Raw genomic sequence first — 22348 nt, forward strand, 5'->3', positions numbered from 1 at the left:
TTTGGTATTTCGGTCGATTTACACTATCTTTGCATCCAAAATTACAAATAAAGGAATATGATTGTTTGTATAGCAGAGAAACCGAGTGTAGCTCGTGATATAGCAAGAATCTTGGGAGCCAACAGCTCGCACGACGGATATATGGAGGGCAACGGATATCAGGTAACGTGGACCTTCGGACACCTGTGCACGCTGAAGGAGCCCGGCGATTATACACAAGCCTGGAAACCCTGGGCGCTTACCCAACTACCCATGATACCCCAGCGTTTTGGCATTAAGCTGATAAACGATAAGGGCATCGAGAAGCAGTTTAAGATTATCGAGGGCCTGATGCAGAAGGCCGATGGTATTGTGAACTGTGGCGACGCCGGTCAGGAGGGAGAGCTTATCCAGCGATGGGTGATGCAGAAGGCCAAGGCCACCTGCCCCGTTAAGCGATTGTGGATTTCGTCGATGACCGACGAAGCCATCAAGGAGGGTTTTGCCAGTCTGAAGGATCAGGGCGATTACCAGCCCTTGTACCTGGCAGGCTTGAGCCGTGCCATTGGCGACTGGCTGCTGGGTATGAACGCCACCCGTTTGTACACACTTAAGTACGGTCAGAACCGTCAGGTGCTGTCCATCGGTCGTGTGCAAACGCCTACCCTGGCGCTCATCGTGAACCGTCAGAAGGAGATCGAGAACTTTAAGCCCGAGCCCTACTGGGTACTGGCCACCGTTTATCGCGATACCACTTTTACGGCTACCAAGGGAAAGTTCACCTCGCAGGAAGAGGGCGAAAAAGCCTTTGCCACCATTGAGGGCAAACCCTTCGAGGTAACTAAGGTTGAGAAGAAAGAGGGCAAGGAGCAGCCCCCACAGCTGTACGACCTTACCTCGCTTCAGGTGGATTGTAACCGCAAGTTCGGCTATTCGGCCGAGATGACGCTCAACCTCATTCAGAGTCTGTACGAGAAGAAATATACCACCTACCCCCGTGTTGATACGCAGTACCTCTCAGACGATATCTACCCCAAGTGCCCGCAAACGCTCAACGGGTTGTATCAAACTAAGTTCGACGGCGTTCAGCCTTACGCTGAGTTCATCAAGCCCATTGGTGGCAAAACGCTGAAGAAGACCAAGCGCGTGTTCGACACCTCGAAGGTAACCGACCACCATGCCATCATCCCAACAGGCGTGGTGCCACAGAACCTTACCGATCTCGAGCGCAAGGTATTCGACCTGGTAGCACGCCGCTTTATCGCTGTGTTCCTGCCCGATTGTAAGTTCTCAACCACCACCGTTCTTGGTGAGGTTAAGGGCGACGAAACGGTTGAGTTCAAGGTTACAGGTAAGGAGATTCTGGATCCAGGCTGGCGCGTGGTTCAGGGTAAGGTGCAGAAAGAAACAGAGGGCGACGAGAAGCCACAGCAGGATGATGAAGGGCTACGGGTAGGCGAGCTTGACTCGGGGATGGAGAGGACTTTGCCAACCTTCGTTAAGGGCGAGAGTGGCGACCACAAGCCTACGCTGACAGAAAAGTGGACAACCCCACCCGCTTACTATAACGAGGCCTCGCTGCTGCGCGCGATGGAAACAGCAGGTAAGTTTGTGGAGGACGAGACCCTGCGCGCTGCCATGAAGGAGAATGGTATCGGCCGCCCATCAAGTCGTGCCGGCATTATCGAAACGCTCTTTAAGCGCCACTATATCAAGCGCGAACGCAAACGCCTGATTGCCACACCCACAGGTATCGAGCTGATCGACCTGATTCGCGAGGAACTGCTCAAGAGCTGCGAGCTCACAGGTATCTGGGAGAAGAAGCTGCGCGACATCGAGCACCAGAAGTACGATGCCCAGCAGTTTATCGAGGAACTGAAACAGCAGGTAACCGAGATTGTTAACGAGGTGATGACCGACTCAACCAATCGTCGTGTAACCGTACTGTCGGATGCCGACCTGAAGAAGGTGAAATCGCCTAAGGCCGAAGCGGCACCCAAGCCCAAGGCCACCCGCAAAACCAAAGCTGCCAAGCAACAGGAGGCAGCCCCCCACGCCCAGGCTGGCGGCATAAAAGAGGGCGATGTTTGTCCTGTGTGCGGTCAGGGTCACATCATCAAGGGCAAAACAGCCTATGGTTGCTCCCGCTGGAAAGAGGGTTGCACGTTCAGGGCTCCACTTGAATAGATTTTCCTAATAAAACATAAAATGCGAGGTATTTTACTATATAATAGTAAGTATCTCGCTTTTTTTTCTTATATTTGCACAAAACCAAACTAAAAATATAACTATATGAAAAGACTACTATTACTATTATCCATTTTGACAACGTTAATAACATTTACGTGGGCTCAAATACCAGAAGGAACTTACTATATCTTAGGTGGGTCGATGTCTCATCTCTACAGCTGGACACCAGGATATGCCAAACCAGGAGATATTGTAACTATTACAGAGAGTACAGAAGCTAGCAATTTTAAGCTAAAAGTATACAAAGTTAGTGGAGAGAATAACAATTTATACGAACCTATTAGCACAACAAAGGTTGAAGGTGAAGAACACCAATATACCTTTGTGATGCCTACATTTGATTACGCATTAAACTATGTGGAGGTTTCTGGCGAGCAGATTATGCTGCAACCGGTTGTTATCCTAAGTAAAAATCTCAAGACACTTACCCTCCAAGGGATAGAACCAGAGAATGTCCAACAGCTAAGCCAACAGGTTCGTATGGTTTCATATGCCAGTTACCAGCAAGAGCAAATGGGTAACCACCAGGATGATGAAACTGCACAATTTGTAGCTGATTGTCAAAACAATGTAGAATCAGTGGTTATTGAGCCAAGCATGTATAATGTTGGAAAGATGCAGATGAGTCAAGGAGGCGCACGCATGTTCAATGGATTTAGCAAATTAACATCCATCTCAGGAATAGATAACCTGAACATGCGTAATTTCACATCAACGCAAGAGATGTTCGCAGGCTGTAGCAGTTTGGCAAGCCTGACTATAGGCAGCAACTTCTATGTTCCTGAAAAAGGTATCAGTCCCTATGGCGATGAGTTTGAATTTAACGCCAACGACATGTTCAAAGGGTGTGATGCGTTGGAAAACGGAATGCTAACGGTGAAGGGCACAACTCCGCCTGTTATTGAGCAGTATATCTTTACCTGTTTCGCACAAGGCACTCTAATGACAGACCCCAAAGACCTGCTAGATTATAGTGTGATGCGCGACAACATGGGCAACGTTTATTATTGGGGCGGAATGTTCACCAGATTCAATTCAACTGCCGAACCATACGTAACACTGAGCGACGATAGCAAGACATTAACATTTGCCTATGGCGAAAAACCTGAACAAGGACAATCATGGGACATAACAGACGATTGGAACTCCGAAACCAAAGGAACGGTAACAAATGTCGTATTTGATTCATCATTTAAATCAGCACCAGTTACCAGTTGCGAAGGATGGTTCAGCGGATTTACTAAACTCACCACAGTTGATGCTACATATCTGAACACAAGCAGATGCACCTCGACGAAAGAAATGTTTGCAGGATGTAACAGTCTGTCAAGCCTTACAATCAGCGATATGTTCTATATTGCCCAAGATTGTAACACTACCGATATGTTCAAGAACTGCACAGCAATGTCTAAAGGAACGGTTACAATCGTAAATACCACACCAGCCTCAGGCATGTATCCTATCATCAATCAGGATATCTTCAGTTTCATCACAAACGGTACGCTGATTACTGGTAATGGTATAGATCTCAGCACCTATGTTGAAGAGAAAGACGATGGTTTCAGATGTTTGGGAGGTATCTTTACCACTTATAACGACAAGCAGATTTTTGTCATCCGTCCTAACGACCCTGCAAATGCGGTCAGCAAGGAGAATCCCTATATTATTAATAATGTGGCCGACATGGTAATACTGGCAAAGGCTGTGAATGCCGGAAAGGATTGGACGAAGAATACCTGGATTAAAATAGCTACAGCAAACGAAGTATTCGACTTTGATGGCATCACCGACTTCGAACCCATCGGAACATCCACAAACAAGTTCACCAGTAGTTTCGACGGCAATGGCGTAACGATTAAGAATTTGAACCTCACAGGTACAACCTATACAGGTGTATTCGGCTATGCGAGTGGCGGTTGGACACACACAATCGAGAATATCCACATCGACAAGAGTTCTTCATTCTCCAGCAACAACACCTATTTAGGTTCACTTGCCGGCTATGCCGAGGGTATTACCATTACCAATTGCCATAACAACGGGGCTACTGTAACAGCCTCGGGTACTGCTTCTGAAGTGGGCGGACTAATTGGTTATATGCTCTCAGGAACTATTACCAACTGTACAAGTAATGCCAACGTCGGTGGTTATACCGATGTAGGCGGTCTGATGGGCCATGCAGGCTATGGAAACGGCAAAGTAGAGATGAACAACAACACCGTTGGAATGGCTCTGAGCAAGGATGAAACCATCAGTATTACTGCTACTGCTGGTGCTATTGGAGCGATGGTTGGTTCGGTCAACACTTGCAGTGGTACAGGCAACTACTATAACGGTCAGGCAATAACAGCAAAGCAAGGCGCCAAGGAACTGACAGGATACGGTTTTGGTGTCAACCAGACTGACAACGCATACATCATGTCAGCCACAGGAGGACTGTTCGCCACAATGAATCCTGGTCATACAGGCAAGACCATGACATGGAGCTACGACCTCTATACGAAGACATTTACTTTCGTTGGTAATCCTGATCTAGGCTATGTTATAACGTCGATTATCGTCAACTACACAGATGCAGACGGAAAGAGCCAGACGATAAGCCGCGATGAAGAGGAAATAACAGCAAGCCCATCCTTCGAAGTACCATTCCATCCAACAGAAGTTACGGCCAACTACTCTACCGTTCTAAAACCAGCCGACCCAACGACAGCTGCCAGCAAGGACAATCCATACCTTATTAATAATGTTGATGATGTGGTAACACTGGCAAAGTTAGTAAATACAGGTGTGGCTTGGACGAAGAGCACCTATTTCAGGGTGTCCAAGGCCAATGATGTCTTCGACTTCGATGGCATCACAGACTTCGAGCCTATTGGCAAATACGTAAGCGACGCCACGAAAACCTTCCAAAGCAGTTTCGACGGCAATGGTGTCACCATCAAGAATCTGAAACTCAGCAGCGATAGATATGCAGGCTTCTTCGGCTTTGCCAACGGCAACAAGCAGCATAGCATCGAACACATCACCATCGACAAAAGCTGTTCTTTCAACGGAACGGGCCAATGTCATGGTGCACTTCTTGGTTATGCCAACAACCTGGACATTTACGACTGTCACAACAACGGTGCAACCGTTTCAACTAAAAATCAGGTAGCAGGTGGTCTGGTAGGACAACTCGCCGGCGGTACTGTCTCGGGCTGTTCGAGCAATGCCAACGTTAGCGCAAGCGCGTATGCCGGAGGATTGATAGGTACTGCTGTCTCACAGGTAGTACTTAACAATTGTAGTGTGGGAATGCAATTGGCAAGTGGTGAAATGGTGACTGTCGCCAGCAACAGCAACACTGTAGGTGCAATTCTAGGATATAACCAGAACTGTAGCGGTGCAGATAACTGGTATAATGGTATGACCATTACTGTCAAGTACGGCAATACGGAATATCACAACCACGGCTACGGCGTAAGCCTTAACGACAACGACTTCATACGGTCGGCTACAGGCGGGTACTTCCCAGCTACCACGGGCCATCAGGCCAAAGGGCTAACATGGAACTATAACCTCTATACCAAGGCATTTACCATCATCGGCTCACCTGATCCCGGCTATGAACTTACTTCTGTAACCATCAGCTACAAGGATGCAAATGGCGAAGTACAAAAGCTGGTTCGCAACAAGGAACAGCTGAATGAGTCGTTGACATTCGAGGTGCAGAACTATCCCACAAACGTTGATGCAAAATATAAAACAGCATTAAAGCTCGCAGATCCGACGCAACCAGCAAGCAAGGAGAATCCATATCTGATTAACAATGTAGATGATATGGTGACATTAGCCAAGGCTGTCAATTCTGGTGAGGAATTTACCAGAAACACTTGGTTTAAGGTAGCCAAAGAGAACGACGTATTCGACTTTGAGGGTATTACCGATTTCGAGCCCATAGGAAAGTCAACGAACAATAACACCAAGTTCACAAGCCGTTTCGATGGTAATGGTGTAACCATCAAGAATCTCAATCTTACTGGCAATGAATATGTAGGACTCTTCGGATGTGCATATTATACACCCACTACATATAATATAAAATCTGAGATCAGCAACATCATAATCGACTCCAGTTGCTCGTTTACGGCCAACACCAACTATGCGGGTGCCATCGTCGCCACAACAAACTATACCGACATCATTAACTGTCACAATATGGGTGCAACCGTTATAGCAACCGCATCATACGCTGGCGGTATTGTAGCTCAGGCAGGGTCAGGTTCTACCATTTCCGATTGTACCAGTAAGGCCAACGTAACCTCCAACTGGTATGCAGGAGGTATTGCAGGACTGGTGTCATACGCCACGATGACAAACAATCTGGTAGGTCTGGACCTAGAAGAGGACGAAAACATCACTATCAGCAGCAACAACGAAGGCGGTGCTATTGTAAGTCATATCATCGAAGTTACCGGTTCTGAGAATTTCTACAACGGAATGGCTGTAAAACTAATATACAAAAACACCACCTATCAGGGACAGGGATATGCCTACTGGCGCTCTGACAATGATTTTCTCAAGTCGGCTACAAGCGGTTATTGCGGCGTAACATCAGAAAACAGCGGTAAGAATGTAGAGTGGAAGTACGACCTTTACACGAAGAACTTCACAGTATCTGGTACAGGTGCGACGGCAGACTATACAGCAAGCATGGCCCCCAGTATCGTGAAGGATCAGATAGAGAAGCTTACCATCAGCGCTGGTGTAACAACCATCGGCGAAAATGCCTTCAAAGGTTTGACCAATCTGAATACAATCACTTTCGATGGTTGCCAGCTGACGGCTGCTGCCGCCAACGCATTTGATGGTTGTACAGCGATGGCCGAAGGAACGGTGATTATTAATACCGTTATCCCGTTCGGAACTGGTGTAGGCAGCAACTTGCTAAGCATCGTTACCAATGGTTCGCTGAAATGTGATGTCGCCAGTAACCTGAAAACAGAAGTGGGGCGCCAAGGCGACTCCTTCCTTTGGAAAGGTGGAACCTTCGGCACCTATCAGCAAGAACTGACCATCGCCGATATCTCATTCGGAGAGAACAAATTCTGGGCCACCTACTACTCGGACGAGAACATCACAACACCTGATGGCGTAACAGCCTTTGTAGCGAACGGCATCGAAGACAACACAGTAACGGTTAGCGCCATCGATTATATCCCAGCTAACGTAGGCGTGCTGCTTTACAGCGAGACACCTGGCACCATCCAGAAATCCTATTTCTATACAGGTAGCGAACAAAGCTACTTCAGCATGCTGAAAGGTTCGATAGACGGCATGACGCTAACAAAGGAAAGTGGCTACATTCTTATGAAAGATGAATTTGTACTCACATCTGGCGGAAACCTGGCAGGCCATCGCTGCTATCTGCCCATCATGAAGAATTCAGGCAAAACGATGGCCAGAACCATGAGCATTGGTTGGGGTAACATCATGGGAACTACGGATATCGAAGCCCCGAATACAGATGATAATACGACCGATGACAGTTGGTACACAATCGACGGTAGAAAACTGGACAACGCCCCTGTACGCAAGGGCCTATACATTCATGGCAGACGTAAGGTTATAGTAAAATAAGTACAGCTAATAATAAAACAGATTAGAGATATGAAACAGAACGCGAAAAACATCATGATGCTTATGCTGTTCACTGGCTTAGCCTTGATAGCAAGAGCTGCAGTAGATGTTGACATCGTAGCCACAAATGGCACGGTAAAAGCATCCGTATCCGCAAGTAACAATATCTGCACACTAACAGTAAAGCCCGATAACGACTATTATATCACCCGCTATGATATAGTAGTAAGCAAACTGGCCGATGCCTCGCATGCTGCAACTCGCGCATCGGGCAATGGGCCTAGTATCAGCAACACATTAACTCTCGAAGGCGAGGATCCATCCGACTTAGGTCAGGAACGCACCTATACGTTCCAGCTTCAAGGTGATGAATACAGCTATAAGGTAGAAGCCACCTTCAGAAAGAAGAAGATAGAGACAAACGACGTGCAGACCAATGCCACCGACGGCAGTAGCAGCGCAACGCCTCAGGCCTCGTTAGAATTAAGTGTGAGTCAAGACAACAATGTGCAGCAGAAAGAGGTGACTGTAGTAGATGAAACCACAGGCGAGGAAACAACAAAAACAGTTAACGTGGTAGAAGTAAAACTCGATAACTTATCGATACCAGAAACCACTACTGGCGGCGGAACCCCACAAGAGGTTGCAGTTACCATCCCAGCCACAATTACCAGTAGCGACGGCACAACAGAGTATGCCATCAAAGAAATCGGAGCTGGCGTTCTGAGTAACATCTCTTCATCTGTTACCATTACAGAAATCTCGCTGCCTGCAACCGACGATCCGTTGAAGATTGCAAATGATGCATTTAAAATGGATGATCTGCCCCCTGGCGATTCTAACCATAAGGTGCTTACCATCAAGTCGCCACTTGAATTGCTCGACGATTACACACTCGACGGTTGTTTGCAGGAAAACGTAGAATCGGGGAAGCTGAAAGCTACTGTTACCCCACCCAACCATTACTGGACGTTCTCTTGTGGTGTGGATGTAATTGTGCCCGATGGCATTACCGTTTATACCTGCCGGATGGAAAGCAATAGCCAGGTAGAGATTATCCCTATCGACGACAGCGCTTTGTTAGTTAATGGTGTACGAGTTATTAAGGCCAACAACGGCGTACTGATAGCCTGTACCGACAACAGCGACAATAATGCATACGACATAGTAGCTGCAACTACAAACGAGGCCACAGGCAACAGACCTGCCACTGGCGATGCCAAAAGCTATGGGGCCCAGAATATGCTGGAACCAGTTATCGAGAGAAAAAACTACAATTCTGACGAATACTTCGTGCTCAAGGACAACGAGTTCCACTCTATCATGAACAATAGTTCTAAAGTGCCTGCTTGCAAGGCTGTTTTAAAGAAATCCAATCTATAAAAGGAGGAACAACTATGAAGAAGAATATGATATTGAAAATAGCTCTTTTGCTATTGTTGATGGTGGGCGCCACATCGTGCTGGTTCGACGACAATCCTGTAGCAGAACAAACCAACATTACGCCTAAGCCCAGCAGCGGAGGTGAGACCGCAACCGCCAACAGTTCCGTTGGCATTGCCAGCACCATTGTCGACCAATCCGAAGCCGATTAGAAAAAGGAAATAATGGCTTGTTAAGGCAATAAAATAGGAGTCCTTTCGTTATATTATAAGTATGAGGAAGGACTTTTTTATTATATATATAATAATGTGTACCCTGCTGCTTGGTGGCTGTGGGGCCGATCAGGCTGTGAAAAAGGGCGATAAGTTCTGGGCTGTGGGCGAATACTACGATGCCGCTGCCCAATATCGCAAGGCCTATGCCCAAACACCCAGCAAGGAGCGCGCCACCCGTGGCGAACGGGCCCAGAAACTGGCCGAGTGCTATCGTCGCCTGAACCAGACCAACAAGGCCATCACCGCCTATAAGAATGTGGTACGCTATAAGAAAGCCGACTCGCTCACCCATCTGTATCTGGGTCAGCTGTATATGCGCAACGGAAACTACAAAGAAGCCGCAAGAAGCTTTGCAGCTTCAGTTGATAGTTTAAAGTTGACAGTGGATAGTTGTCATCTGCAACTCGCTAAGGTGGGATTGGAATCGGCGCTCAAGGCACCTGCGTGGAAAAAAGAGGGCTCGGCCTATACCGTTAAGCGCATGGACCTGTTTAACTCGCGACGCGACGACTACTCACCTATGCTGGCAGGCGATGCCGACGACCAGCTTTACTTTACCTCTACCCGCAATCAGGCGCAGGGCGATGAACTCAATGGCATTACAGGCACCAAGAGTGCCGACATCTTCTATGCTCAGAAGGATGAGAAGGGCAAATGGGGCAAGCCACAGGTGATAGCCTCCGAGCTAAACTCGGCCTTCGACGAGGGTGCCTGCTGCTTCTCGCCTGATGGCAAAACCATATACCTGACCCAGTGCCAAACCGACCCTAACTACCCGCGTTACGCCCGTATCATGGTGTCACGTCGTAGCGATGCCGCCTGGAGCAAACCTCAAGAGCTTATCATCTCCAACGATACCACCTGCAGTTTCGCCCACCCCGCTGTGAGTCCCGATGGACAGTGGCTGTATTTCGTCAGCAATATGAGTGGCGGCATGGGCGGACTTGACATTTGGCGCTGCCGACTGCTGAGTGCTACCGAGGCAGGTGTGATGGAGAATCTGGGTGCGCCCATCAACACCCCAGGCGACGAGATGTTCCCCACCTTCCGCCCTAATGGCGATTTTTATTTCTCCAGCAACGGTCACCCCGGCCTCGGAGGCTTAGATGTTTATTTTACGACCGACGGTCGTAAAATAAACCATCCGGGCTATCCCCTCAACTCCCAGGCCGACGATTTCGGCATGACCTTCGAGGGCAAGCTTAATCAGGGTTTCTTCTGTTCCAATCGTGGCGATCTGCGTGGGTTCGACCACATCTACAGCTTCTATAATCCTGAGATTGTGCAAACCATCAAGGGTTGGGTGTACGAGCATGACGGCTACGAACTGCCCGCTGCCCAGGTGTATATGGTGGGCAACGATGGCACCAACCTCAAGCTCAGCGTGCGTAGCGATGGCTCGTTTGTGCAGGAGATTAAGCCCGACGTAGATTACGTGCTGCTGGGCACTTGCAAGGGCTATCTGAACCATCAGGAGCAGATACGCGTGCATCCCGTTAAAGCCTCGCACGAGTACGTGCTTCAGTTCCCCCTGGCAAATATCTCAGCCCCTGTGCTCATCGAGAATATTTTCTATGATTTCAACAAGGCCACGCTGCGCCCAGAGTCAAAAACGGCTCTCGACCAGCTGGTGGTGCTGCTCAATCAGAATCCCAACGTAACCATCGAGTTGTCGGCCCATACCGATTGTCGTGGTTCCGAGGCTTACAACCAGCGCCTGTCGCAGCAGCGCGCCGAGAGTGTGGTGGCCTATCTCATTGCCCATGGTATCGCTGCTGATCGCCTTACGCCAAAAGGTTATGGCGAGAGCATGCCCAAGCGTATAAAAGCCCGTGTGGCCGAAAAATATCAGTTCCTCAAGGAGGGCGACGTACTCACCGAAGAGATGATTAACGCGCTCCCTGAGGAACTGCACGAACAGTGCCATCAGATGAACCGACGCACCGAGTTCAAAGTGTTGCGGACAACTTACGGAATGTTTGATAAGGCAGGAAAACTAATACAAAGCCCAGCAGCAGTACCACCGTCCAAGGATTAATTTCAATCTCGGTAGTAGGTGCCGTCAGCATAAACACCTCGATGGTGTTTATCAGCATGTGCTTGCCGCCAGTCATCATGCTTTCTATCATATCCCATCCACTTATCAGCCAGAATATCAGTATGGCCATCACCACACAGAACATCGTCCAGAGTCGTGTATAGCAACGCACGCGGCTCTCTTTTACCTCAGGCAGGTTCATCATCACCCGCTCGGTAAATCCGTTGTCTTCTATCTGCTGCTGTGCAGCCTGCTCAAACAACTGCTTCAGTAATATATCATTCTTATCCTCCATATCCATTCTCTCTTAAATAGTTAGCCATTTTATCTTTCCCTCGTTTCAAATGCGATTTAACAGTATTTTCGGCAATGCCGGTTATTTTGCTGATCTCGTCGATGGGATAGCCATCTATCAGCTGCAAGGTAATGCACGTGCGTTCGTCAGGTTTCAGTAGCGCCATCGCGGCGTGTACGTCCATCTTGATGTTCGAGTCGCCAGTCTGTGCAGTCTGTCGCATAACGGTTGGCGATTCCTCGATATCATCGGTCTGGCGTTTCGAGCGCACCTGATCGTAGAACACGTTGTAGGCAATACGCATCAGCCAGGTCGAGAAACTGCTCATGCCACGAAACTTGGTAATGTTCACATAGGCCTTGATAAAGGTCTCCTGTGCCAAGTCGTCGCTCAGCTGCTCATCGCCCAGCGTCTGGTTCAAGAAGAACCTGCGCACAGGCGACTGGTACTTCCTCACAAGCTGGTCGAAGGCCTGCTTGTTGTGGAACACCGCCACCTGTGTCACTAATGCTATGTCGCTGATGCTTGCCATCTCAATGGTCAATGTTCAATGTTCAATCAGATTTCTCTCAGGCATTACCAGCCAAAGTACAAAGTAGAATATCAGTCCGCTAAAAGCGGTAAAGAGTGTCAGGAATGCGTAAGCCAAACGTACCATTGTTGGGTCGAAATCGAAGTACTCAGCCAATCCGCCACATACGCCAGCAAACACTCTATCGTTCGATCTCATCAGTCGCTTATTCATAATTCTGTATATTTTGGTTGTTATTAAATGTCTGATTATTATCGCGGTTGTTACGGTCCTGTCGGGCTATATACCACTTACCCAGTCCGATAAAGAATACCAGTGCGCCGATACCAAAACCCACCTCGCCAGCTACGATACCCAGGAAGATGGCCAGTCCCACGCCTGTAAACATCTGTCGGATGCCGGCATTATAGCTTGTGCTGTCCCAGTCGTCGTTCTTACTTTCTTTCAGCAGCGCATCGGGTATAGGCTGTCCGTTCTTGATAGCCATTTCGGCCAGACGGTACTTCTCTTTGCGGTTGCGATTAATAAAGTAGAACACCAGCAGTACCAGGATAACGGGCAACAGGAATCCTACACATACGATAGCCAGGATAGGTATCAGCATGCCCATAAAGGCAGCGCCGCCCATATCTCCAAAAATCCCACTAACCACACGCTCAGTGTCTTCGCCCTCGTAAACCACGTGGTGGCGGTAGCCGCTGTGGTTGTCGTTGTCGTCAGCGTTGGCGTTGTTAGTAGCAGTAGTGTCCGAGTATGCCTCGATGGCATCTTGGTTGTGCTTTACTGTATCGCTCACCTGCTCAGTGCGAGGCGTGTGGCGATGCTTCTGTGCTGTTGCATTAGCGTTTGTGCTAAGTGCGAGCACCATGGCGATTGCGATTAAATACTGTTTCATATCTCCTTTGTTTTTAAATTCTACATCTGTTTGACGTTTCAAAACTAAATTTAGTTGCAAAGATAGTGTTTTTTCTCAGATTTTTTTTAATTTTGCCACAAATTTCGGATATAATGGTGAATTTACCCGCAGATTTCGTAGCAGAAACACGCCGTATCATGGGCGATGAGAGATATAATCGCTTTGTAGGAGCCTTCGACGAAGAGGCGCCAACTAGTATTCGTGTGAATCCACGAATAGCCATTGACCATGGACCATTGACCATGGACCATTCTGATAGTCAGGTGCCTTGGTGCAGCGAGGGCTATTATCTCAACGATCGCCCTCAGTTCACCTTCGATCCCCTACTCCATGCCGGCTGCTACTACGTACAAGAGGCCTCCTCTATGTTCGTTACCCACATCCTGCGTAATGTTCAATGTTCAATGGTCAATGTTCAATGTGCTCTCGATCTCTGCGCTGCTCCTGGCGGCAAATCTACTGCCCTGCGTAGTGTGCTGCCCGATGATTGCGTGCTCATCAGCAACGAGCCCATGGGCAATCGCGCCCAGATTCTATTGGAGAACGTTACCAAATGGGGCGGCCCTAACCACATTGTCACCAACAACTACCCTCGCGATTTCCGTAAGGCCAAGCTTAAGTTTGATCTCATTCTGTGCGATGTGCCCTGTTCAGGCGAAGGCATGTTCCGTAAGGATCCCAATGCCATCAGCGAGTGGAGTGCGCAGAATGTGGAGAAATGCTGGCAACTGCAGCGCGAGATTGTGGCCGATGCCTGGGAATGCTTAAACCCTGGCGGCCTGCTTATATATAGTACGTGTACATATAATACTAAGGAGAACGAGGAGAATATCCGTTGGATACTGGATACCTACGATGCCCAGGTGCTCGATATCCCTGTAGATCCCTCGTGGAATATCACAGGTTCGCTGCTCCAGGGATTTAATGAGCCCGTTTATCGTTTCATCCCCGGCATCACCCGTGGCGAGGGTCTGTTTGTCTGCGCCCTGCGCAAACGAGGTAATAGTGGTAGTACCAAGAATTGTAAATTGTCAATTGTCAATTCTCAATTAAAGGTGCTCTCGGCCGAATTGGAGCACAGCGACGTGTACGTCGATGTGCCCTACGCCGAGGCGCTTAAGTATCTGCGTGGCGAGGCACTCGTACTGCCTGCCGATACCCCTCGCGGCATCGTCACCATCACCTATCAGGGGCAACCGCTCGGTCCTGCCAAAAACATCGGCAACCGTGCCAACAACCTCTACCCCAAGGCCTGGCGCATTAAGAGCACCCACCTGCCCTCCGAACCACCCGAAGTGCTGAAAAATGTAAAAATTTAAAAATGTAAAAATGTAAGAATTTAATGTTTAATCTTTAATGTTTAATCTACATAAATGAAGCAGTATTTAGACATCCTGAACCGCATCCTTACCGAAGGCACCCAGAAGGGCGACCGCACCGGTACAGGCACCATCAGCATTTTTGGTACCCAGAGTCGCTATAATCTCGACGATGGTTTCCCCTTGCTCACCACCAAGAAGCTCCACCTTAAAAGTATCATCTACGAGCTGTTGTGGTTTCTCAAGGGCGACACCAACGTAAAATACCTGCAGGACCATGGCGTTCGCATCTGGAACGAGTGGGCCGACGAGAATGGCGAGCTTGGTCCAGTTTATGGTCACCAGTGGCGTTCGTGGCCCGATTATAATGGTGGTACCATCGACCAGATACAGTATGTGCTCGATCAGTTGAAAAACAATCCCAACTCGCGTCGAATGATTGTGTCGGCATGGAATGTGGCCGAGGTCAACAAGATGGCCCTGCCCCCCTGTCACACCATCTTCCAGTTCTATGTAGCCGATGATCGTCTGTCGCTGCAACTCTATCAGCGTTCGGCCGACACCTTCCTTGGCGTACCTTTTAATATTGCCAGTTATGCCCTGCTGCTGCAGATGATGGCACAGGTAACAGGCTTTAAGGCAGGCGACTTTATCCATACCACGGGCGATACCCACCTGTATCTCAACCACATCGAGCAGGCCAAGCTGCAGCTCACCCGCGAGCCCCGTCCGCTGCCCAAGATGATTATCAACCCCGATGTTAAGAATCTGTTCGACTTTACGTTCGAAGATTTTCAGTTAGAGGGTTACGATCCCCACCCCCACATCAAAGCCGAAGTTTCGGTCTAATGTTTAATGTTTAATGTTTAATGTTTAATGATTAACATTATTGCAGCTGTTGCTCAGGATAGAGCTATCGGATTTCAGAACAAGTTAATATATTGGTTGCCAAACGATCTTAAGCGCTTCAAGGCGCTCACTACCGGGCATACCATTATTATGGGTCGCAACACCTTCCTGTCGCTGCCCAAGGGCGCCCTGCCCAATCGTCGAAATATAGTGTTAAGTAAAAGCGCATTCTCCTCCCCCTTTGGGGAGGCCGGGAGAGGCTCCTTTCCTGGTTGCGATGTGTATCCATCGTTAGACGAGGCCCTGGCTCATTGCGCCCCCGACGAGGATGTGTATATCATCGGTGGTGCCAGCGTTTACCAGCAGGCCCTGCCCCTGGCCGATCGCCTCTGCTTGACAGAAATCGACGATACCCCAGCCGAGGCCGACACCTTCTTCCCTCCCTACAAAGATGAGTGGAAAGAGGCCGCCCGCGAATCACACGACATCGACGATCGCCACGCCCACCGCTACGCCTTCGTAGATTATATTAGAAAAAGTTGATGGTTACTCGCCATCAACTTTTTTAATATGGTATCGCTCGTTCGAGTTATACTCCCTATCCTTATCCTTACCAAAGTACTCCAGCAGATACGTCTTTTCCTCATCCAGTTTGGTTACACGTATCAGCACTTCGCGATAAGTTACTGCACCGTTTTTAAGGTATGTCTCGTACGCATTATAGCAGGTGGTAGCCTTATTCTCGCTGTTCTTCACCAGTTTAAAGGCCGACAGGTTTCGCATGCTCTGCGCCACGTCAACATACAAGCTGTCGCCCTTAAACACAAACATCAGTTCTCCACTCTGCGACAGGTATTTTCCATCCAGTCCGGCCGCCTTAACCCCACAGCAGCCACACATCATCAGTAAAAAGATTATTAATTTCTTCATCATCATATCATGTTATCAATAGTGCACAATCACGTTTTAGTTCACAATGCAAAGATACTAAGAATAAATGAAAGCACCAAAAATATAATTGCAAAAATTGATTAAATTAATCTATCTAATGGAATCACTGTGACAATTGTTACAGTTACAGTTTTTTAGGCGAGCAAATATGCAAAAAGAAAGAATTTTTTACAAAATTAATTACTATATATAATATAATTATATATAGTAAAAATTTAGTTGTTAGTTTTTAGGGCTCATTAAAGAAACTGTAACTGTCACTACTGTAACACTTACAGCACCTTGGTGAATTTAACAATTCATTAACAGTTGATATTTCATAGTATAACGAAAATTCCTTACCTTTGCATCATCAAAATACAGATAGAGATGATACTCCCACGCGAGGGAAAACAATCTTCTACGTGCACGAGAAAAATCTGCCACGTGTGGGCGCAAAAAAGCCTTCAGAATAGCTGCAGACAAAAACCAAACAAAAATATTAACAAGCACAGATACCCCACAACAAAAAGAGGCCCGCAAACCAGTTCACAGACCTCTCTTCGTGCTTAATTTAATGTTTAAAGTTTAATCGATCTCTTCGTCGGGTTCGTAGCCGCCCATTTCGCGGATGGCGTTTTTGAGCATGGTGTACTGCTGATAGAGATGATTAACGGCCTCCTCGCCTTGGGTGTAGTCGTGCATAGGCGACTTGAGGAAGAACGAGAGGAAACGTTGGATGCCAAAACGACCAGCACGAGCAGCCAGGTCGCTAAGCAGACAGAGGTCGAGACAGAGGGGTGCTGCCAAGATTGAGTCGCGACACAGGAAGTTGATCTTAATCTGCATGGGATAGCCCATCCAGCCAAAGATATCGATGTTGTCCCAACCTTCCTTATTATCATTGCGTGGGGGATAATAGTTGATGCGCACCTTATGATAATACTGGGTGTCCTCGTCGTTACCATGACCATAGAGGTCGGGCTGCACATCGGGTTTCAGGATGGTTTCGAGGGTTGAGAGTTTTGATACCTCCTTGGTGCGGAAGTTGGCAGGCTCGTCGAGCACCAGTCCGTCGCGATTGCCCAGGATATTGGTTGAGAACCAGCCATTCAGTCCCAGGCAGCGGGTGCCGATGATGGGGGCAAAACCTGACTTGACGAGGGTTTGACCGGTCTTGAAGTCCTTACCAGCGATAGGCATTTTTGTCTGCTCGGCCAACTGCCACATGGCGGGGATATCGACGGTGGTGTTAGGAGCTCCCATAATGAATGGGGCGCCCTCGCTCAGAGCTGCATAGGCATAGCACATGGATGGGGCGACATGCTCGCGGTCGTCGGCCTTCATAGCTGCCTCGAGGTCGGAGAGCTGATAGTGAACCGACTCGCACACGGGCACATAGATTTCGGTAGAGGCAGCCCAGAGCACTACCACGCGGGCGCAATCGTTAGCGGCCTTGAACTGCTGGATGTCCTTACGCAGCATCTCCACCATCTGCCAACGGGTGGGCATTGAACATTGACCATTCTTGCCTTGCAAGCCAGCAGAGCTGGAGCGGACCATTGAACATTTCACATTATCACCATCCAGGCGCTTGGCGTAGTTCTTATCGAAGGCGGCAGGCATGGGCACAATCTTCTCGAGCTCATCGCGAACGGGCTCGATATCCTTCTCTTTCAGCACCTCGGCATACATGGCTGCCTGATAGGCGTTCTGCGGATACACATCCCAACAGCCAAACACGATATCATCGAGCTTAGCCAGGGGCACGATGTCGGCATAGTGCAGATAACGGGCATCGGCACCACGACCAACGCGTATCTTATCGTACTGAGTCATTGAACCTACGGGTTTAGTTAAGCCCTTGCGAGCCATGAGCACACCCGTAATAAAAGTGGTAGATACGGCGCCACAGCCAACTACCAGGATGCCCAGCTTACCTTGGGCGGGGGTTACTTTGTTTTGTGTCATTTCTTACTTTATTTGGTTGATAAACATATCTATGTTTAGTGCGCTGCAAAGGTGCACAAATAAATTGAAACAAGCAAAGAAAACTTAAAATTTTTGCAAAGTTTTACAGCTTTTAAGTGTTTTGTTACAGAAAAATACATTAATTTTGCACCCGATTTTTTTTAGGTAACAAAAATTATTTATGTACAAACAAGCATTCAACATGAAGCGCCAGCGCCTGGTTTTCCGTCATTTCGGAAACAAGGGCTACTCGCTCTTTAGTTGTCTGGGCCGCGAGGTGGTTTGCAGCGTGCTATCGGTTAGCACCCTTACCTACGCATCGGCCGAGAGCGTGAGCACACACCCTGTGGTGAGCGACTCAACCGCTACGACAACTGCACGCGAGATGATGCTCGACGAGGTTAGCGTAACCGGATCGAGGGCGCCACTGACCAAGAGTCAGGCTGCGAGAATGGTAACTGTACTGGACCGCAAGGCTATTGCGCAGGCGCCAGTACAAAGTGTAAACGACCTTTTAAAGTACGCTGTAGGCGTGGATGTTAGGCAACGAGGACCCATCGGTGCCCAGACCGACATTGGCATACGCGGCGGCACACAGGACCAGATTATCCTGCTGCTGAACGGTATAAACATCTGCGACCCGCAAACGGGACACAATGCGATGGACCTGCCGGTTGACCTGAGCGAAATCATACGCATAGAGGTGATTGAGGGGCCAGCAGGACGAATCTACGGATCGTCATCGCTCGTAGGAGCGATTAACATCGTGACTAAACCCACCCTCCCCTCAGTAGTACATGCCGAAGCAGGTTCGTATGGGTATGCTCAAGTAGGAGGCAGAGTGGCTTTTGGCGGCAAAACCAGTCACAGTGTATCGGCTAACTACAGCCGCAGCGACGGCTGGAGCAGGGCTAAGAGCGGCACGCTGAATACGGACTACAGCGGTACGAAGGCTTTTTACCAGGGACAGTACGACGACGATGACGTGCGACTGAACTGGCATGTGGGACTGGCCGATAAAGGTTGGGGCAGCGGCACTTTCTACGCTACTCCCAAATGGCAGGCCGACAACCAGTACGAGCACACCACTAAACTATATACAGCGATACAGGGCGAAACCAAACGCGGACGCCTGCACTTTGCACCCAGCATATACTGGAACCAGAACCGCGACCGCTACGAGGGCTATCGCAACCAACCCGAAAAGATGAAGTATAACTACAACCGCACGGATGTGTACGGGGTGAACCTGAACGCTTACTTTGACTGGGCTGCAGGACGCACGGCCTTTGGCGGCGAACTGCGTAACGAGGACCTGGTGAGCGGCAACCTGGGCGAGCCTCTGAACCAGACGCACCACATAGCTGGTACGGACCGCGATTACACGCTGGGACTGAACCGCACCAACATCAGCGGCTATCTGGAGCACAACGTGCTGCTAAACCAGCTGACGATATCGGCAGGACTGGTAGCAGTAAAAAACACCTGGAGCAACATGAACATAACGGTATATCCAGGCATCGACCTGAGCTACCGCCCTACCCCAGCCGTTACACTGCATGCAGCCTGCAATACATCGCTGCGCATGCCATCGTTTACGGAGATGTACTACAAGCTACAGGGCTACAAAGCCGACCCACACCTGAAGCCCGAAGAGATGACGGCGGTAGAAGGCGGCGTGAGCTGGAACCAAAAATGCCTGATTGTATCAGCCAATTTATGGTACCATCACGGGCGTAATATGATTGACTGGATAATGGACACCAGCCTGGGCGACGATGCCGTTTGGCAGAGCGTGAACCATACGAAGGTGAATAGCATTGGTTTTGAGACGGCTGTACAGCTCAATGTTAAAAGCTCAAAGTTCAATGTTAGCTATAGTTACATTAATCAGGAAAAGGAGCAGGAGGCACACATTGTATCGCAGTATGCGTTGGAGTATCTGCGCCACAAACTGATAGCGAATGCCCTGATACCGATTGCAGATAAGTTAAAGCTGAGCCTGAACTACCGCTGGCAGGACCGCGTGGGACAGTACACCGACTTTGACGGCCGCGTGCAGGATTACAAGCCATTCGGACTGCTGGATGCACGCTTAACGTGGAGCCCACAGCCTTGGAAGCTGTATGTAGAGGCCAACAACGTACTGGATAAGCGGTATGCCGACTTTGGCCATGTAGAACAACCGGGAAGATGGGTGATTGCAGGATTTGCAATCCAATTATAAAACAAAAGAGGCTCGCTGAATAGCGGGCCTCAATTGATAACAATTATTTATTAACCTTTAAGCTTAAACGAATTTTCGATGCTGCTGAGCTCGGCTACGAAGGCCTTATCAATCTTAAGGCGCTGCTCGACAGCATTGCAGCTGTGGATAACGGTAGAGTGATCGCGACCGCCGATGAGCTGACCAATACGCGACGAAGGCATCTTGGTGTGCTTCTGAGCCAGATACATAGAAATCTGACGGGCCTGCACGAAATCGCGCTTGCGACTCTTGCTGAACACACTCTGCTGACTTACGCCATAGTGGTTACAAACCTTATCAAGGATATCGTCGATAGTAAGCGGATGGTTGTCGACCTTAACTGAACGCTTAATCACACGCTCGGCCAACTTCATATCGATGTTAGAGTTGTAAACAATCGAGTAAGCCATCAGCGAGTTTACCACACCCTCCAAGTCGCGTACGCTGCCATTAGCAGTCTGGGCGATATACTCGATCACATCTGCAGGAATCTTCAGTCCGTCGCGCTTACACTTAGCGTTCAGGATATCTACACACAACTGCACGTTGGGCTTCTCGAGCTCGGCAATCAGTCCGCAGGCAAAACGGGTAAGCAGGCGGTCCTTAACACCAGTAAGATCTACTGGGGGACGGTCGCTGGCCAGAATAATCTGCTTGCCGATACGGAACAGGTGATCGAAGATATGGAAGAAAGTATCGAGTGTTTTTGGCGAATTTACCCACTCCTGAATATCATCGACAATCAGTACGTCGATACTCTGATAGAAGTTGATAAAATCGTTCGTGGTATTCTGACGTACAGAATCGGTGAACTGTACCTGGAACAGACGGGCACTTACGTACAGCACGCGCTTGTTAGGATAAAGCTCGCAGCACTTCAGTCCGATGGCGTTGATAAGGTGGGTTTTACCGCAACCTGAAGGGCCATATATAAAGAAGGGGTTGAAGGTGGTTTTACCTGGGTGCTCGGCGATAGAGAGACCAACGGTACGAGGCAGCTTGTTAGAGTTACCCTCGATATAGTTGTGGAAACCCTTCTTGGTGTCGAGCTGGGGGTTGAGCTGCTGCTGACGGGGTGCATCGAGCACATTGGGCGCCTTGTTAAGATGCTGGCGGGCGGGTACGGTCTCCAAGCTGGGACCCTCGCTCTCAACATCGGTAGTAACGTCGTGCCCCTTAGCAGTAGCGGCCTTAACCTCAACGATTCTGTAATTGAGTTTTACATTTGTACCAAACACTCGCTCTAATACCTTACTTAATAATCCAACGTAGTACTGCTCCAAGAACTCGAATACGTATCGGCTTGGAACCTGCACCAGAACCGAACGGTTCGCTTCGTCGAACGACTCGAACACGATTGGTGCAAACCACGTTTTGTACTGCTGCTCTGTAACGTTAGCCTGGATGAGACGAAGGCAGTTAGCCCAGAGCGCCTGATGATTATTATTCATTTGGCGAATGTTATATTTTTTAAATTTTTAATTGAACAATATACAAGACTTAGGCTTGTAGAGTTTATTGTTGTTTCCGAGTGCAAAGGTAAAATAAATTTTTGAAACTTGCAAATGTCCAATTTTTCTCAATGTGTGTACACAACTTGTAACTGCTTAAAAACGTGATAGTTACGGTGTTTCACAGAAGTAGTACCAATTTTGCGCACTTGTAAACGCACCAAACCCTGAAAATCAGGCACTTACGCGTGTACGAACACACAAATAATAATGGCCAAGGTACAAAAAACGTA

At 48.6% G+C, this 22348-nt stretch carries 16 protein-coding genes; 9 read left to right on the forward strand and 7 right to left on the reverse strand.

Translation table 11 applies throughout. The annotated features are described in order from the left end of the window. Positions 1 to 57 precede the first annotated feature (57 nt). The 5 genes from PRU_RS06590 (at position 58) to porE (ending at position 11544) form a co-directional block, all read left to right on the forward strand. Positions 58 to 2166, forward strand: coding sequence for a DNA topoisomerase 3 (locus PRU_RS06590; protein WP_013063148.1), 2109 nt, complete (start codon positions 58 to 60; stop codon positions 2164 to 2166). A 390-nt stretch (positions 2167 to 2556) separates the two neighbouring features. After that, positions 2557 to 7848, forward strand: a complete 5292-nt coding sequence (locus PRU_RS06595) for a GLUG motif-containing protein (protein ID WP_041385851.1) — start codon at positions 2557 to 2559, stop codon at positions 7846 to 7848. A 30-nt stretch (positions 7849 to 7878) separates the two neighbouring features. Then, positions 7879 to 9231: a hypothetical protein gene (locus PRU_RS06600; protein ID WP_013064395.1), complete on the forward strand. Its 1353-nt coding sequence runs from the start codon at positions 7879 to 7881 to the stop codon at positions 9229 to 9231. 14 nt (positions 9232 to 9245) lie between these two features. After that, positions 9246 to 9443, forward strand: a complete 198-nt coding sequence (locus PRU_RS15825; protein ID WP_013064869.1) for a hypothetical protein — start codon at positions 9246 to 9248, stop codon at positions 9441 to 9443. Positions 9444 to 9504: 61 nt separating this feature from the next. Next, a complete protein-coding gene (porE, locus tag PRU_RS06605; protein ID WP_013063923.1) occupies positions 9505 to 11544 on the forward strand; it encodes a PorE family type IX secretion system protein in 2040 nt (679 codons plus the stop codon). Here the strand turns inward: porE and PRU_RS15580 are convergent. From PRU_RS15580 to PRU_RS15260, 4 genes are read right to left on the reverse strand one after another with little or no spacing between them, the layout of a single operon-like run. Then, positions 11456 to 11839: a DUF5056 domain-containing protein gene (locus PRU_RS15580; RefSeq protein ID WP_176763599.1), complete on the reverse strand. Its 384-nt coding sequence runs from the start codon at positions 11837 to 11839 to the stop codon at positions 11456 to 11458. The two genes, porE and PRU_RS15580, sit on opposite strands and share 89 nt — an antisense overlap. Beyond that, positions 11829 to 12371, reverse strand: a complete 543-nt coding sequence (locus PRU_RS06610; protein ID WP_013063870.1) for an RNA polymerase sigma factor — start codon at positions 12369 to 12371, stop codon at positions 11829 to 11831. The genes PRU_RS15580 and PRU_RS06610 overlap by 11 nt, the downstream gene beginning before the upstream one ends. 15 nt (positions 12372 to 12386) lie before the next feature. After that, positions 12387 to 12584 (reverse strand): PspC domain-containing protein, encoded by a 198-nt coding sequence (locus PRU_RS06615; RefSeq protein WP_013063085.1) that lies wholly within the window; start codon positions 12582 to 12584, stop codon positions 12387 to 12389. Then, on the reverse strand, positions 12577 to 13266 hold the full coding sequence (locus tag PRU_RS15260; protein ID WP_143040055.1) for a DUF6249 domain-containing protein: 690 nt from the start codon (positions 13264 to 13266) through the stop codon (positions 12577 to 12579). The genes PRU_RS06615 and PRU_RS15260 overlap by 8 nt, the downstream gene beginning before the upstream one ends. A gap of 116 nt (positions 13267 to 13382) precedes the next feature. On the opposite strand from PRU_RS15260, the gene PRU_RS06625 reads away from it, so the two are divergent. Genes PRU_RS06625 through PRU_RS06635 form a run of 3 tightly spaced genes read left to right on the forward strand, consistent with a single transcriptional unit; the run spans position 13383 to position 15998 of the window. Beyond that, positions 13383 to 14606, forward strand: a complete 1224-nt coding sequence (locus PRU_RS06625; protein ID WP_013064490.1) for a methyltransferase RsmF C-terminal domain-like protein — start codon at positions 13383 to 13385, stop codon at positions 14604 to 14606. A gap of 54 nt (positions 14607 to 14660) precedes the next feature. Continuing rightward, positions 14661 to 15455: a thymidylate synthase gene (locus PRU_RS06630; protein ID WP_013063515.1), complete on the forward strand. Its 795-nt coding sequence runs from the start codon at positions 14661 to 14663 to the stop codon at positions 15453 to 15455. Positions 15456 to 15482: 27 nt separating this feature from the next. After that, a complete protein-coding gene (locus PRU_RS06635) occupies positions 15483 to 15998 on the forward strand; it encodes a dihydrofolate reductase (protein ID WP_013065700.1) in 516 nt (171 codons plus the stop codon). 3 nt (positions 15999 to 16001) lie between these two features. On the opposite strand, the gene PRU_RS06640 is transcribed toward PRU_RS06635, so the two are convergent. Both PRU_RS06640 and PRU_RS06645 read right to left on the reverse strand, forming a co-directional pair. Next, complete coding sequence (locus tag PRU_RS06640) at positions 16002 to 16385, reverse strand: hypothetical protein (protein ID WP_143040054.1); 384 nt, start codon at positions 16383 to 16385, stop codon at positions 16002 to 16004. A 588-nt stretch (positions 16386 to 16973) separates the two neighbouring features. Then, complete coding sequence (locus PRU_RS06645; protein WP_013064940.1) at positions 16974 to 18356, reverse strand: inositol-3-phosphate synthase; 1383 nt, start codon at positions 18354 to 18356, stop codon at positions 16974 to 16976. 181 nt (positions 18357 to 18537) lie between these two features. On the opposite strand from PRU_RS06645, the gene PRU_RS06650 reads away from it, so the two are divergent. Next, positions 18538 to 20583: a TonB-dependent receptor plug domain-containing protein gene (locus PRU_RS06650; protein ID WP_013063693.1), complete on the forward strand. Its 2046-nt coding sequence runs from the start codon at positions 18538 to 18540 to the stop codon at positions 20581 to 20583. Between the two features lie 50 nt (positions 20584 to 20633). On the opposite strand, the gene dnaA is transcribed toward PRU_RS06650, so the two are convergent. Then, positions 20634 to 22055, reverse strand: coding sequence for a chromosomal replication initiator protein DnaA (gene dnaA / locus PRU_RS06655; protein WP_013063129.1), 1422 nt, complete (start codon positions 22053 to 22055; stop codon positions 20634 to 20636). Positions 22056 to 22348: the final 293 nt, after the last annotated feature.

The sequence above is a fragment of the Xylanibacter ruminicola 23 genome (assembly GCF_000025925.1).
Classification (GTDB): Bacteria; Bacteroidota; Bacteroidia; order Bacteroidales; family Bacteroidaceae; genus Prevotella; species Prevotella ruminicola.

Bases quoted from the DNA above. Each gene is read 5' to 3' on its own strand.
- PRU_RS06590 (WP_013063148.1), top strand. From the start codon at position 58: ATGATTGTTTGTATAGCAGAGAAACCGAGTGTAGCTCGTGATATAGCA.
- PRU_RS06595 (WP_041385851.1), top strand. From the start codon at position 2,557: ATGCCTACATTTGATTACGCATTAAACTATGTGGAGGTTTCTGGCGAG.
- PRU_RS06600 (WP_013064395.1), top strand. From the start codon at position 7,879: ATGAAACAGAACGCGAAAAACATCATGATGCTTATGCTGTTCACTGGC.
- PRU_RS15825 (WP_013064869.1), top strand. From the start codon at position 9,246: ATGAAGAAGAATATGATATTGAAAATAGCTCTTTTGCTATTGTTGATG.
- porE (WP_013063923.1), top strand. From the start codon at position 9,505: ATGAGGAAGGACTTTTTTATTATATATATAATAATGTGTACCCTGCTG.
- PRU_RS15580 (WP_176763599.1), bottom strand. From the start codon at position 11,839: ATGGAGGATAAGAATGATATATTACTGAAGCAGTTGTTTGAGCAGGCT.
- PRU_RS06610 (WP_013063870.1), bottom strand. From the start codon at position 12,371: ATGGCAAGCATCAGCGACATAGCATTAGTGACACAGGTGGCGGTGTTC.
- PRU_RS06615 (WP_013063085.1), bottom strand. From the start codon at position 12,584: ATGAATAAGCGACTGATGAGATCGAACGATAGAGTGTTTGCTGGCGTA.
- PRU_RS15260 (WP_143040055.1), bottom strand. From the start codon at position 13,266: ATGAAACAGTATTTAATCGCAATCGCCATGGTGCTCGCACTTAGCACA.
- PRU_RS06630 (WP_013063515.1), top strand. From the start codon at position 14,661: ATGAAGCAGTATTTAGACATCCTGAACCGCATCCTTACCGAAGGCACC.
- PRU_RS06635 (WP_013065700.1), top strand. From the start codon at position 15,483: ATGATTAACATTATTGCAGCTGTTGCTCAGGATAGAGCTATCGGATTT.
- PRU_RS06640 (WP_143040054.1), bottom strand. From the start codon at position 16,385: ATGAAGAAATTAATAATCTTTTTACTGATGATGTGTGGCTGCTGTGGG.
- PRU_RS06645 (WP_013064940.1), bottom strand. From the start codon at position 18,356: ATGACACAAAACAAAGTAACCCCCGCCCAAGGTAAGCTGGGCATCCTG.
- PRU_RS06650 (WP_013063693.1), top strand. From the start codon at position 18,538: ATGTACAAACAAGCATTCAACATGAAGCGCCAGCGCCTGGTTTTCCGT.
- dnaA (WP_013063129.1), bottom strand. From the start codon at position 22,055: ATGAATAATAATCATCAGGCGCTCTGGGCTAACTGCCTTCGTCTCATC.